This window comes from Planctomycetia bacterium (assembly GCA_034440135.1).
Lineage (GTDB): Bacteria > Planctomycetota > Planctomycetia > Pirellulales > JALHLM01 > JALHLM01.
The window spans coordinates 1-13021 of record JAWXBP010000235.1 but is presented as its reverse complement, the minus strand read 5'-3'; the positions used below and the strand labels follow the sequence as shown (position 1 = coordinate 13021).

Genomic DNA, 13021 nt, shown 5'->3' with positions numbered 1-13021 from the left:
TCGCTTCGCGATTTCTTCCGAGACGTGCAAAACCGCGCCTCGCGGTTTATAAATAGCCCGTCTCGGTTTTCGGCGGCTCGTTTCAGGAAATGGCGTCATGCGTTCGTTGGTCCACTCTCGTTTCAGGTCGCTCACGTTGTACTCCGCCATCCTCTTCGCGTGCTGCAGCCCGCCGGGTCTTGTCCATGCCGCCGACGAGACGTTCATGTTGCATGCCCGGTCGCAGGTCGAAACGTCCGCTGGCTCAGGACGCTATCACGCGCTCACTAAGGAAGTCCGCTGGGAGCCAACCAAAACGGCCGTCATCGTCTGCGATATGTGGAACCAGCACTGGTGCCGCGGCGCGACGGAACGCGTCGGCCAAATGGCGCCGCGGATGAATCAGGTGCTCCGCGCGGCGCGTGATCTCGGCGCGCTCATCATTCATTGTCCCAGCGACACGATGAAGTTCTACGAAAATCATCCGCAGCGCCGCGTGGCAACCCAGGCGAAACCGGTCGAAGGGCGCGTCAAGCTCGAACCGTGGCGATCGCTCAATTTGGATCACGAGCCGGCGCTGCCGATCGACGACGCCGACGGCGGCTGCGATTGCGATCCGCATTGTCCGCAGGGCAGCCCTTGGCGGCATCAAATCGACACGCTGGAAATCATGCCCAAGGACGCGATCACCGATAGCGCCGAAGCCTACTACCTGCTCGAAGAACGTGGCATCGACAACGTGATTCTCGTTGGCGTGCATACCAACATGTGCGTGTTGGGCCGCCCCTTCTCGATCCGGCAGATGGTCAGCCTCGGCAAGAACGTCGTCCTGATGCGCGACATGACCGACACGATGTATTGCTCCGGCAGCGCACCGTTCGTGAATCACTTCACCGGCACCGACCTGGTCGTCGGTCACATCGAACGCTACTGGTGCCCGACGGTGACGAGCGCCGACTTGCTCGGGGGCAAGGAATTCCGTTTCCCGGCGGATCATCGCCCAACCGTGGCAATGTTGATCGGCGAAGACGAATACCAAACCGAGCGCACCTTGCCCGAGTTCGCGCTCGCCAAGCTAGGGCGCGATTACCGCACGCGATTTATCTTCGCCTCCGACACGGACAAGAACGACTTTCCCGGCATCGAAGCGATTGACGATGCGGACGTGTTGCTCGTCAGCGTGCGGCGTCGTCTACTTACTGAATCACAACTCGCCCATGTGCGCAACTTCGTCGCCGCCGGCAAGCCAATCGTCGGCATTCGCACGGCGAGCCACGCCTTCTCTATGCGCGAAGGCGATGTGCCCGCCGGCCACGAAGCCTGGCCGGAGTTTGACGCCGAAGTCCTCGGCGGCCACTACACGAATCATCACGGCAACCATCCGCCCGACGGCCCCAAATCGTTTGTGCAAATCGTCCCCGAAGCGGCCAACAGCCCGATCCTGCAAGGTTTCACGCCCGGTGAGCAGATCGTGCCGTCCTGGCTCTACATGACCTCGCCGCTCGCCACCGGCGCACAAGTCCTGTTGACCGGCCGCGTGGAAGGCGTCGAACAACCAGAACCCGTCGCCTGGACCTATGTTCCCGCCACCGGCAACCGCGTCTTCTACACCTCGCTGGGCCATCCGGAGGAGTTCAAGTCGCCGGAATTCCGCAGGCTGCTGGCGAATGGGATTTACTGGGCGGCGGGGAAGGAGAATGAGGGGGAGGAGTAAAGGAGTATAGGAGGCCGCTTCGCTCAGTTTCGCGAATATTCGCGATCTTCGCGGTTAGCCCCTTCGTTATTCAGTCATTCGGATTTTATTTGTCATTCGAGCTTCGAAATTCGTCATTCCCCGCCCTCCCACAGCGTTTCGGCTCGCCCTAAAATACGGTGACACGTTTTCCCTCACCCGTTACCGGCTTCCGATGCCTAAGCGATTTGACGATCTTGGGATTCACTTCCAATTCCCGGACAACTGGGAGCTCGACGTCGAAGAGACGCCCGAGGGACATGCGTCGGTGAGCGTGATGAGCCCGGCCGGCGCGTTTTGGACCATCATGATCCATCCGCGCTTTCTGGCGCCGGCTGGCCTGGCGGATTCCGCGCTCAAGGCCCTGCGGGTCGAGTACCCCGACTCCGACGTGATTCCGGCTGAGGAAACTATCTGTGGGTACGAAATGGAAGGCTTCGACCTGAACTTCTTCTATCTCGACCTGACGAGCACGGCCGTGATCCGCGCGTTCCGCGCGCCCGACGCCACGTATCTCATCCACTGCCAGGCGGAAGACCGGGAGTACGAACAACTCCAACGCGTCTTCCAGGCAATCACCGCGAGCCTGTTCCTGGTGAATCACCCCGCGTGATGTCGACGCGGCTTTCTTACATTAGCCCGTAGCGCCAGCGAGGGAGACAGGACGCCGCGGAATGATACTGGACGGAACTCTCAACGGCTTCGCCTCATTCCCGCTTGAAACGCGATACGGTTGAGAGTTCGTACCCGTGCTATTTAGCAACGTCAACTCTCCCTCGCTGGCGCTACGGGCTAGTGTTGGGGCCAGTCGTACGCCCGTGCGCTACTTCGTTTCCGTCGCGGCGCGTTGCGTCAGTTCTTCGACTTTGCCGAGCGTGGCGGCGGGGTCTTTCTCCGCGGTGGCGACGCAGCCTTCGCAGCAGAGATAAACGTCCTTGCCGTCGAGCGTCACCTTGTGTGGCATGCCCATCGAGCCGAGCAGGTTGTCGTGACCATCCATGGCGGCCACCGGGCACCACTTTTGCGCTAGCGCAGCGGCCTGTTCCGCCTCCGGCAACTCTTTGATCGCTTTCGTGACTTCATCGACGGGTTCCGCAGACGCCGATTCGGCCGTGGTCGCGGTTCCGCTCGTCGCGGTGTCAGCGGCCGTCGGCGCCGCCGGCTTGGCGCATCCGGCGAACAGCAAACCGGAAACCAATGCCGACGACCAGAGGCAGGAACGTGAGGTCATTATGTAGGCTCCCAAAATTGGTTGTTGAAATAGTGCGCCGGGGAAATCTGCGCAAAGTCCAAATGGCTTCCGACGCACCGACCGCCTGAGTTTCGCGGCGATCCCCCTGCCGGACTATCACAGCCGATCCGCCCCGCAGCGTCAAGTATGTCGCGATCGTTCCGGTCCGCGGCGCTGCCGGCCTTGCGTCCGTTATTTTTAGCAAAGTCCGCCACGTCAGCACCCGAATTGCTAGGAAACGTGTCGCGTGCGCGCGTGGCTGCGCGCTGTTAGTCCAGGGGAGTTGCACAATGTACGAATCGTTTTTTGGCCTTCGCGAGCGTCCTTTCGCCGCCGCGCCCAAGACCGAACGCTATTTCCCGGCCGGATCGATCGAGAACGCCCGTCGCACCATCGAACGCTGCGTCGATCGCGCCGAGGGGATCGCCATGTTGATCGGCCCCCCCGGCTCGGGGAAGTCGCTCGTGGCGCACCTGCTGGCCAAGCGTTTCCAGGCGTCGCTGTCGATCGTCCACCTGCAAAACGGCCGCTTTCGCAACTGCAAGGCGCTGCTGCAAACCATCCTGTTCGAACTGCGGCTGCCGTACCGCGACATGGAATCCGGCGAGTTGCGGCTCGCGCTGTTGGACTACTTGCGCACGCCCGATCGTTGCCCGCAGGGTCTGCTGCTCGTGGTCGACGAGGCGCATTCGTTGTCGCTCGCGCAGCTCGAAGAGCTGCACACCCTGTCGTTGCCAGTCGGCAACGGGCAACCGCGATTGCGTTTGGTGCTGATCGGTTCCGGCGGCCTCGAAGAAAAGCTCACGCACCCGCGGCTTGATTCGTTCAGCCAGCGGATCGTCGCGCGTTGTTACCTGGACGCGTTGACGCTCGAGGAAACGCAAGCCTTCGTCCGCGCCCAAGTCGCTTCCGTCGGCGGGTCGCTGAACTTGTTCCCCGTCGAGGCGATCAACAGCCTGCATCACGCGACGGACGGCATCCCGCGGTTGATCAATCAGGTTTGCGATCACGCACTGGTGCTGGCCTTTGCGGGCGGCAAGCGGAAGCTCGACGCCCGCACCATCGAGGAAGCCTGGGCCGATTTGCAGCAATTGCCCAGCCCGTGGACTGACGGCCGTCGCGCAGCGGAGGGCGATCCGTCGCTGCCCGCGCCGACGATCATCGAGGTCGGCCGCTTGGACGAAGGGGAAGTCGCCGCCTACGACGAGCCGGAAGACGAAGTCGAACGGCCGGCGATTCATGCCTGGTACGGCGACCTGGAACAAGACGAGCCGGCCGAAACGCTCTCCACGTTGGAGCATCATCTGCAAACGCTGGAGCAGGACTACCAGCCAGCCGCCGCTACGGCCCAGTTCGTGGGCGGCGGGACGACGTTGGAAAATCCGTTCGCCGAGATGTTCGCTGAAGAGGAGGTGGTGATCGATCGCTTCGCGTCGCTCGACGAGCTCGGCTTCCGTCCCGAGCAGATGGTCACAACGGCCATGAGCGGCGAGTTGTCGCGGTTGTTGCAACCGTATGATCGTGGCACGCCGGCGCGCGAGTTCCACGTCATCCGCCCGGCGAGCGAATCGGCTGTCGCGACAACGGCGCCCGCTACGACAGCGACAGCCGTTGCCGAAGCTCCGTCGTCAAGCGATCCCGTACAGCCGGAGGAGCCGGACATGATTGTGCTGGAAGACAACCCCGAGGAACTCGTCCAGACGATTCACCCCATCGTGAAACGACAGGAGTATCGCCAACTCTTCGCCAAACTCCGCCGCGGTTAAAGAATCGTCCTTCCCACGTGCGTATCGCATCCAACATCTGACTTCTGGCTCCACGGCACATGAGCCGCATCCTCAAGGCACTCGCGACCATCGAATCCAAGGGGGCGACGCTCACGCTCCCACGGGAAGCGTTGCCGCAGCGCCCAAAGCGCCGAGAGGACGGGCCGCGCGCGGAACTGACGCTCGCGTCGTTGGAAGCGTATCTGCAAGCGGCGCTGGCGGCCGACGCGCCGGCGACCTTCGGCGGCGAAGTGACCGACACCGTGGCGCTCTGCTGCGCGCCTGGACTGGCCGGTCCCTGGATTGAGCCGGTTGCGTCGATTGATCTGTACTTCGAGCCCATCGATGCTTCGAGCATCAGTTGGGCGGCGCGCGATTCCGGTCCGCGCCCGTCGGCAGCGCTCGTCGATCGTGAGCTCGAATGCGAGCCGCTCGCAGAATCGGTGGTCGAGGAATCACTCGACTCCGACTTGCTCCGCTCGCAAGACTTTCTGCTGATGCCTGCGGAGGACGTCGTCTCGCATTCGGCGATCGAGTTGCTGGATTGGGACGTGGCCTACGAGAACCTCGCACCGCCAGTTCCAGAACCGATCGAAGTGGAAGCGGTTGCGGACTTCGTCGTTGAGTTGGTCGACGATGTTGCCCCGATCGACCTCGACGCGTTCCGTCTCGATGCGACGGAAGACTTGAGCGCGTGGACCGACAGCACCGAAGCATTTCCCGCGGCGGCCGAGAGTATCGCCACAGCCGCGCCGAGCGACTTGCCTGGCTGGCCAGATGATTTGCCGGAAGTGGCCGTCGTCGTCGAAGTCGAGACGGAAGTCGACCTCGATACGATCTATCTTGACGTTCGGCCGGACGACCACGGTTGGCTCGCGGAGTTCGAGTCGCTGCCCGCGGAGCCGCAAAGTCAGCTCGCGGTGGAGTGCCCGGACTGGGCCACGGTCGATGCGGCGTCGCTAGCGCTCGCCTTGCGACCCGAGGAAGTCGTTGTCATTGAAGTCGACGAAACGCCGCCGGCGCGCGTGATCGAACCGCCGCCGGTGCTGCGCCGTTGCGCGACATCGCGCGACCTACTGCCGCTCGACGAAGCCTGGCACGAATGCCGGGAGATCGCCAACAGTTTGCTCGATCCCTGGAACGGCGCTGCCGCAGCGTGGCTGTTCGTGGAGTTGGGCGCCGATGCGCGCCACACGCCGATCGTCGCCCCACTGGCGGCCATGGTCGCCGAATCGATCTCGGGGCGCGTGCTGCTCGTCGATGCCGATTGCCGATACGCGCACGATCTGCAAGCGCTGCGCGACGTGCCGCCGCTTGGCTTCGCCGATATCGTGCGCCGTCCGGCGTCGTGGCCGAACTACGTGCATCACTCCGCCGTGAGTCGGCTCGATCTGATTCCATCCGGCCAGCGCGACGCCGCCATCGATGTGTCGAACGACGAATTCGCCGCCGAAGCGTGGCTCACAAATCTTCGCCGCGCGTACGACCTGACGCTGCTTCACGCCACCTGGCCGTCCGCCGGGGCGCTGGCCCAACTCGCCGCCGCGGCGACGGCCACGTTTCTGGTCGCCCGGCTGGGGAATCTCGATGAGACCACGGCTCAGGTGGCCATGGCGCAGCTCAAGGCCTGGGGCGCGCGGGTCGAAGGCTGCATCGTCACGGAGTGATTTCCACGGCCGTTCGTCGGGCAAGCCGGCCCATTCGCGGGCGGGCAGGCTGACCTATAATTGTTGTCGCCAGCTTGGTTTCGCCCCACGTCAACACCGTCACGACTTGCTCGCTTATGCCTCGCACCACACTTGTTACCGGCGGCGCCGGATTCATTGGTTCGCACCTGGTCGAAGCGTGCGTCGAACGGGGCGATCGCGTGCGGGTGCTTGATAACCTGTGCACGGGAAAGCGGGAGAATCTCGGCCCGTGGGCCGACCGCATCGAGTTCATCGAGGCGGACGTCACCGACGCCGCGGCGCTCGCGCGGGCCGTGGCGGGCGTCGATACGATCTTCCATGAAGCCGCGCTGGCTAGCGTGCCGTTGAGCGTGGAGCGGCCGCTCGATACCAACGCCGCGTGCGTGACCGGAACTTTGGCGCTGTTGCATGCCGCCCGGACCGCCGGCGTGCGGCGCGTGGTGTATGCCGGGTCCAGCAGCGCGTATGGCGACCAGCCAACCTCCTCGAAGCGCGAGACCGATAAGCTGGCGCCGATCTCGCCGTACGGCGCGGCGAAGTTGGCCGGCGAGATGTATTGCCAAGCCTATGCGGCGCTGGGCGGTTTGGAAACCGTCACAGTGCGCTACTTCAACGTGTTCGGTCCGCGCCAGGATCCGCACAGTCAATACTCGGCGGTGATCCCACTATTCATCACGGCTATGATCGCCGGCCAGGCGCCGGTGATTTACGGCGACGGCCGGCAATCACGCGACTTCACATTTGTGAAGGACGTCGTGCATGGCAACCTGTTGGCCGCCGACGCGCCGGGCGTGTCTGGACGCGCGTTCAACATTGCCAGCGGCGGCAGCGTCGATCTCTTGCAGTTGATCCGCGGGCTAAACGAGTTTCTTAAGCTCGACATTCAACCGGTTCATCAACCGCCGCGCGCCGGCGACGTGCGCACCAGCCAGGCGGACATCACGCAAGCCCTGCTGCACCTGGGTTACGATCCGCAATTCACCTTTGAAGAAGGTTTGCGCCGTTCGATAGAGTTCTATCTTGCCCAGACGAAGCGTTAGTTCGCCGGTATTCCAGAAGGTTGCAAGGCGATCAAATCAACTCTTCGATCACCTGCGCCGCGTCCGGCAAGAGTCCGACAGGGCGGTTCGTCTTGTCGGTGACGATCGTGTGCGGGTCAATGCCCATGGCGTGGTAGAGCGTGGCCAGCACGTCGAGATAGTGCACAGGGCGCGCAGCCGCTTCCGCGCCGAGCTTGTCCGTCGAACCGATCACCTGGCCGGTGCGCAATCCGCCGCCAGCCAGGAGCGCGCCGTTGACGCGGGCCCAATGGTCGCGTCCGGCGTCCTTATTGATTTTCGGCGTGCGGCCGAACTCGCCCCACACGATCACCGTGACGTCTCGGTCGAGCCCGCGCTGGTGTAAGTCGTCGACGAGGGCGGAAATCCCCTGGTCGAACTGCGGCAGGTTGCCCTTCAAATGGCCGAAGTTGTTGCCGTGCGTGTCCCAGAAGCCATAGGCCACGGTCACGCAGCGCACGCCGGTCTCCACCAAGCGCCGCGCCATGAGCAGGTGATCGTTGAACAGTGGAGCGCCGTCGCCTTGATGCTTCGATGAACCGCGCCCGTAGCGATCACGCACGGCGGGATCTTCCTTTTCGAGATCGAGCGAGTTGACAAGCTTGTTCGAGGTGAGCACATCGAACGCGCGTTGATACTGCGCGCCAAGTCGATCGACTTCCAGGCCTTCCACTTGCCGGCGGAAGTGATCGACAGAATCGCGCAGTGCGCGGCGTCCTTCTAACTGGCTTTCGCTGATTCGCATCAGCTTCATGTTTTCCAGGCCTTCGCCGTCGGCCTTCACACCGCCGGCGGACTGGCCAAGTATGCCGAAGCCGGGGCTGTTGTAGGGACGGTGCTGCATCGTCGGGAAGAGGTCGACAAACGGCGGCACCACCGGGTCAATGGCGCCCTGGAGCTTCGCGACGACGCTGCCGAAGTTTGGCTTGCCTTCGCGTTGAGCCTGGTCCATTGGGAATCCGGTCAAGTTTTGAAAGCTGCTATGCTCATCGCGCAGGCCGACGATGGAGCGCACGAGTGCCAGCTTGTCAGTCATGGCGGCCAGTCGCGGTAACAGTTCGCAAATCTGGATGCCCGGCACGTTCGTGTCGATCGGCCGGAACTCGCCGCGAATGCCTTCCGGAGCGTCCGGCTTGAGATCGAACGAATCTTGATGCGCGAGCCCGCCCGACAGATAGACCATGATCACCGACTTGTGCGATCGCGCGACGCGTCCAGCGTCCTCAGCGGCGAAGAGTCGCGGCAACGAGAGTCCGCCGATCGCCAACGAGCCGATCTGCAAGAATGAGCGGCGCGAGACGCCATCGCAGTAACGTGCCTGCGAACGAAGCGGCGAAGGCATGAGTTGTCTCCAGGTCGAGGCTACCGACCATACTATAGCGAAACGGTAGCTGATTCGGCAACTCGACGGAATTCGCAGGACCGCGGCATCAGCGTGCGCGCTCGCGAGCGAGTGCCCGGCCCATGCGCCGCCGCTAACTGATGATTTCGCGGATGACCTGTCGCGGTTCGACTCCGGTGAGACGGAAGTCGAGTCCTTGGCGACTGAATGTCAGGCGCTCGTGGTCGAAGCCGAGGCAGTGCAACAGCGTGGCGTGGACATCCTGCACGTGGACCGGATGCTCCACCGGATGGAAGCCGAAATCGTCCGTCACGCCATGCGATACGCCCGGTTTGACGCCGCCGCCGGCGAGCCACATCGAAAAAGCTTGCGGATGGTGGTCGCGGCCCAGTTTGCGGCCGAGCGCGGGGTTGGATTCGACCATCGGCGTGCGGCCGAATTCTCCGCCCCAAATCACCAGCGTGTCCTCCAGCATTCCGCGGCGTTTCAAATCAAGCAGCAAGGCCGCGCTGGCCTGATCGGTGGCGAGGCAATTACTGCGGACATTGCCTTCGACGTCGCTATGGGCGTCCCACCCTTCGTGATAGATTGTGACGCAACGCACGCCGCGTTCGATCATTCGCCGCGCCAGCACGCAAGCGCGGGCGAAGGACGGCTTTTCCGGATCACAACCGTAGAGGTTCAGCGTCTCCTGAGTTTCACTGCGCAGATCACTCAACTCCGGTGCGGAGATTTGCAATCGCATCGCCATCTCGAATGCCGCGATGCGGGTGGAAATCTCCGTGTCGCCGGTCGCGGCGAATTGCCGCTGGTTAAAGCGGTTCACCAGGTCGACCGTGTCGCGTTGCAGTCGCGCATCGACGCCGGCGGGACTGGCGACGTCCAGGATTGCGTCCCCCTGCGTCCGAAAACGGACGCCGGCGTAGGTGGTCGGCAGGAATCCGCTGGACCAGAGCGCCGCGCCACCGCTGAGCCCGCTGCCGGTGCTCATCACGACGTAGGCGGGAAGTTCCTCGGTTTCGGCGCCGAGGCCGTATAAAACCCAGGAGCCGATCGAAGGACGCCCCGGTTGTTGAAAACCGGTGCTCAGAAATGTCTGCGCCGGAGCGTGATTGAATTGATCGGTATGCACGGTGCGCAAAATCGCCAGTTCGTCGACGACTTTCGACAGATGCGGCAAGGCGGACGAGATTTCCGCACCGCAACTACCGTGTTGCGCGAAGGGGAATCGCGGCCCGAGCACTGCCGCATCGGAGCGAATGAACGCGTAGCGTTGGCCGCCGATGATCGACTCCGGCAACGACTGGCCTTCGTACTTCGTCAACAATGGCTTGTGATCGAACAATTCTAGTTGGCTCGGTGCGCCCCCCATGAAGAGATGTATGACGCGTTTGGCTTTGCCGGGAAAATGCGAGGCACGTGGCGCGAGCGGCCCCGCCCCACTGGCGGGCCTCGTGGACTGCGCGAGCAGTCCCGCCAAGGCGATCTTGCCGAGGCCGACGCCGCAATCGCGCAAGAAATAGCGACGATTGATCGTGATATCGTGGGCGTTTGGCGCAGGCATCGATCAGTTCCTCGTAATCGCTTCATCGAGACAGAGCAGAACGCGCGCCAGCGTCGTCCAGACCGCTTGTTCGACGATTTGTTCGTGAGCCACGCCTTCAAGTTGTCCGCCGGCGATTTGCGCAGCATCTAGTTCGCCCTCCGCGAACCGTTGGCGCTGCGCGGCAAGGAATGCGGCGAGGTCGTTTCGTTCGGCGTCTGTCGGCGGCCGGGAGACTACGCGGCGCATCGCTTCACCAATGCGAACGTCGTCGGATTGGTGACGCTCGGCTAACACGCGTCCGAGATTTTGGGCCGCCTCTTGAAAGATCACGTCGTTGAGCAGCGCCAACGCCTGGAGCGGCGTGTTCGAAACATCGCGGCGCGCCGTACAGGCGGTTCCGTTCGTGGCGTCAAAGGTTTGAAACACCGCGAAGGGGGCGGTGCGCTTGATCAACGTGTAGATGCCGCGACGGTAGCGATCCTCGCCGGTGCTGGCGGTCCAAGACGGATTTCCATAAGCCACTTCCGTCACGCCTACAGGTTGCGGCGGTCGTACGCCGGGCCCGCCCAGCTTGGCGCTCAGCAGTCCGCTCGCGCGCAAAGCGGCGTCATGGATCAACTCCGCGTCGAGGCGCTTGCGCGCCGCGCGCGTCAGGTACGTATTCAACGGATCCGCCGCTAAGGATTCAGCAGAGACCTGCGAAGTTTGTCGGTACGTACTGCTCGTCACCAACAACCGATGGAGTCCTTTGAGCGACCAGCCTTTTTCGACAAACTCCACTGCGAGCCAATCCAGCAACGCCGGATCGGTCGGCGGCGCACCTTGAACGCCAAAGTCCTCGGTCGTGGGAACGATACCCACGCCGAACAACGCCGCCCAATGGCGATTGACGGTGACGCGTGCGGTGAGCGGATGATTCGGCGACGTCAACCAACGGGCCAATCCGAGGCGATTGCGCGGTTGATCATCAGGAAACGGCGGCAAACTGAGCGGCGTGCCGGGTGCGACTTCGGCGCTGGCGCGTAGATACTCGCCGCGCGCATAAAGGTGCGTCGTACGCCCTTTTCCTTCGGGGCGCTCACGAAGCACTAAGGTATGCGACGCAGGAGGTCGTTTGAGTAGCTCGCGAATTTCTTGGGCTTGCTTGGCTAACTCCGGCGCAGCGAGCAGGAATTCACGTTGCAGCCGTTCACGGTTGCTGGATGTCAGCGTGTCGTCCGGTTGAAGTAGTAAGGCTTCCACGTCGGCCGGCAGATCCATCGCGACGGCGTGGGGCGACGAAGTTACGGAGATGCGGAACCGTCCCAGCGAGCTGGCGAAATGGCGGCCGAAGTGGAGCGCGACCTGCAATTCCGCCGCATCCTGCAAGGGTTCCGCCAACGTAAAGACCGCGGTGTGACGTTCGCCGATGCGCCCATAGATCGCCCAACCGGTTTGGAAATCGCCGTCCACGGCCAAGTCGGCAGTCACCGGATTCTCACCGAATTGATTGCCGGAGAAACTCTGCGACGCGCCGGAGAACTTGACCGGCTGCCCGTTGGCCACGACCTGCAACTCGCTGAGAAAAAAATCGCCGCGGGTTCCTTCATAGTACGTCAACCCAGGACCGTTCCCGGGCAGGCGCTCGTCCGGCAAGGCTTCAATGCGAATCGCCGTCGCGCCGCGCAGGTCGCCGCGCAATCGCAGTTGATAGGTGTCGTGTTTGGTGATGTCGCCGGAGACGAAGATCGAATCGTCGTCCTCCAACTGCAGGAGCGGCTCGTTGGACGAATATTCGACGGGCTCCAACGATCGCCAGGCGACCACGCGTTCGCGCTGCTCCTGCAACCAAACCGCAAAACGATCGGCTACCAAGGTTTCTCGCCGCTGTCGTTGCGCGTCCAGGTCGTTGGTTGCATCGTCCGACAGCGGCCAAGCGGCTGGTAGCACGCTCAAAAGCTGCTCGGCGTTGGCGAGATTCGCGGCGTAACTCGCTTCGGCCGCTTCATCTCCCAGCGGCAGTTCCACGTCGTCCGCGTTGTTGAGCAACGCCATTACGCCGTAGTATTCCGATTGCGCAATCGGATCGTATTTATGGTGATGGCACTGGCAACATTGCAATGTTAGGCCCAGCCACGTTGTGCCGGTCGTCGCGACGCGGTCGCAAAGGGCATAGAAGCGAAACTCCAGTGGGTCGATGCCCCCTTCTTCGTTCAACAACGTGTTGCGATGAAACCCGGTGGCTACTTGTTGAGCGCGGGTCGCCTCCGGAAGCAGGTCGCCGGCCAACTGCTCGACCGTAAATTGATCGAAAGGCAGATCGCGATTGATCGCCGCGATCACCCAATCGCGATACGCCCAGATCTGTCGCTCGCGATCCTTCTCATAACCGTTCGTATCGGCATAGCGCGCGAGATCCAGCCACGCGCGCGCCCAGCGTTCACCATAGTGTGGGGAAGCAAGCAGGCGATCGACTAGCCGCGAATAGGCGTCGTCGAGCGATGAAAACGCCGCGTCCGCAAGGAACGCGTCGACTTCTTCCGGCAATGGCGGTAGGCCAATCAGATCCAGATAGACGCGGCGCACCAGCGTCGTGGGATCGGCTGCCGTCGCTGGCGTCAGCCCGGCGGCTTCCATGCGGGCCAAAGTAAAGTGGTCGACGGGATTGCGAGGCCAGTCAGCGCGCTGCACGCTTGGCGG

Annotated in this window: 9 protein-coding genes; 5 read left to right on the top strand and 4 right to left on the bottom strand. The window is 62.9% G+C overall.

Annotated elements, in window-relative coordinates; all coding sequences use genetic code 11:
- Window positions 1–97: 97 nt before the first annotated feature.
- Complete coding sequence (locus SGJ19_13970; GenBank protein MDZ4781355.1) at window positions 98–1693, top strand: isochorismatase family protein; 1596 nt, start codon at window positions 98–100, stop codon at window positions 1691–1693.
- 193 nt (window positions 1694–1886) lie between these two features.
- Window positions 1887–2324 carry a hypothetical protein gene (locus SGJ19_13965; GenBank protein MDZ4781354.1) on the top strand — a complete coding sequence of 146 codons (438 nt, stop codon included), beginning with the start codon at window positions 1887–1889 and terminating at the stop codon, window positions 2322–2324.
- Between the two features lie 210 nt (window positions 2325–2534).
- Here SGJ19_13965 and SGJ19_13960 read toward each other — a convergent pair whose 3' ends face one another.
- The gene (locus SGJ19_13960; GenBank protein MDZ4781353.1) at window positions 2535–2942 is read right to left on the bottom strand and encodes a hypothetical protein; all 408 of its coding nucleotides are present in this window, start codon (window positions 2940–2942) and stop codon (window positions 2535–2537) included.
- Between the two features lie 290 nt (window positions 2943–3232).
- Here SGJ19_13960 and SGJ19_13955 point away from each other — a divergent pair, with 290 nt between their 5' ends.
- The 3 genes from SGJ19_13955 to SGJ19_13945 all read left to right on the top strand — a co-directional run bounded on the left by SGJ19_13955 (window position 3233) and on the right by SGJ19_13945 (window position 7436).
- Window positions 3233–4708, top strand: coding sequence for an AAA family ATPase (locus SGJ19_13955; GenBank protein MDZ4781352.1), 1476 nt, complete (start codon window positions 3233–3235; stop codon window positions 4706–4708).
- 59 nt (window positions 4709–4767) lie between these two features.
- Window positions 4768–6375 carry a hypothetical protein gene (locus SGJ19_13950; protein MDZ4781351.1) on the top strand — a complete coding sequence of 536 codons (1608 nt, stop codon included), beginning with the start codon at window positions 4768–4770 and terminating at the stop codon, window positions 6373–6375.
- A gap of 116 nt (window positions 6376–6491) precedes the next feature.
- Window positions 6492–7436, top strand: coding sequence for an SDR family oxidoreductase (locus SGJ19_13945; protein MDZ4781350.1), 945 nt, complete (start codon window positions 6492–6494; stop codon window positions 7434–7436).
- Window positions 7437–7467: 31 nt separating this feature from the next.
- On the opposite strand, the gene SGJ19_13940 is transcribed toward SGJ19_13945, so the two are convergent.
- The 3 genes from SGJ19_13940 to SGJ19_13930 all read right to left on the bottom strand — a co-directional run.
- Window positions 7468–8796, bottom strand: coding sequence for a DUF1501 domain-containing protein (locus tag SGJ19_13940; protein ID MDZ4781349.1), 1329 nt, complete (start codon window positions 8794–8796; stop codon window positions 7468–7470).
- A gap of 133 nt (window positions 8797–8929) precedes the next feature.
- Complete coding sequence (locus SGJ19_13935) at window positions 8930–10360, bottom strand: DUF1501 domain-containing protein (GenBank protein ID MDZ4781348.1); 1431 nt, start codon at window positions 10358–10360, stop codon at window positions 8930–8932.
- 3 nt (window positions 10361–10363) lie between these two features.
- Window positions 10364–13021 (bottom strand): DUF1549 and DUF1553 domain-containing protein (locus tag SGJ19_13930; GenBank protein ID MDZ4781347.1); only part of this gene is annotated, 2658 nt, incomplete at its 5' end.

Coding starts and splice junctions, on each gene's coding strand:
- SGJ19_13970 (MDZ4781355.1), top strand. CDS start 98: ATGCGTTCGTTGGTCCACTCTCGTTTCAGGTCGCTCACGTTGTACTCC.
- SGJ19_13965 (MDZ4781354.1), top strand. CDS start 1,887: ATGCCTAAGCGATTTGACGATCTTGGGATTCACTTCCAATTCCCGGAC.
- SGJ19_13960 (MDZ4781353.1), bottom strand. CDS start 2,942: ATGACCTCACGTTCCTGCCTCTGGTCGTCGGCATTGGTTTCCGGTTTG.
- SGJ19_13955 (MDZ4781352.1), top strand. CDS start 3,233: ATGTACGAATCGTTTTTTGGCCTTCGCGAGCGTCCTTTCGCCGCCGCG.
- SGJ19_13950 (MDZ4781351.1), top strand. CDS start 4,768: ATGAGCCGCATCCTCAAGGCACTCGCGACCATCGAATCCAAGGGGGCG.
- SGJ19_13945 (MDZ4781350.1), top strand. CDS start 6,492: ATGCCTCGCACCACACTTGTTACCGGCGGCGCCGGATTCATTGGTTCG.
- SGJ19_13940 (MDZ4781349.1), bottom strand. CDS start 8,796: ATGCCTTCGCCGCTTCGTTCGCAGGCACGTTACTGCGATGGCGTCTCG.
- SGJ19_13935 (MDZ4781348.1), bottom strand. CDS start 10,360: ATGCCTGCGCCAAACGCCCACGATATCACGATCAATCGTCGCTATTTC.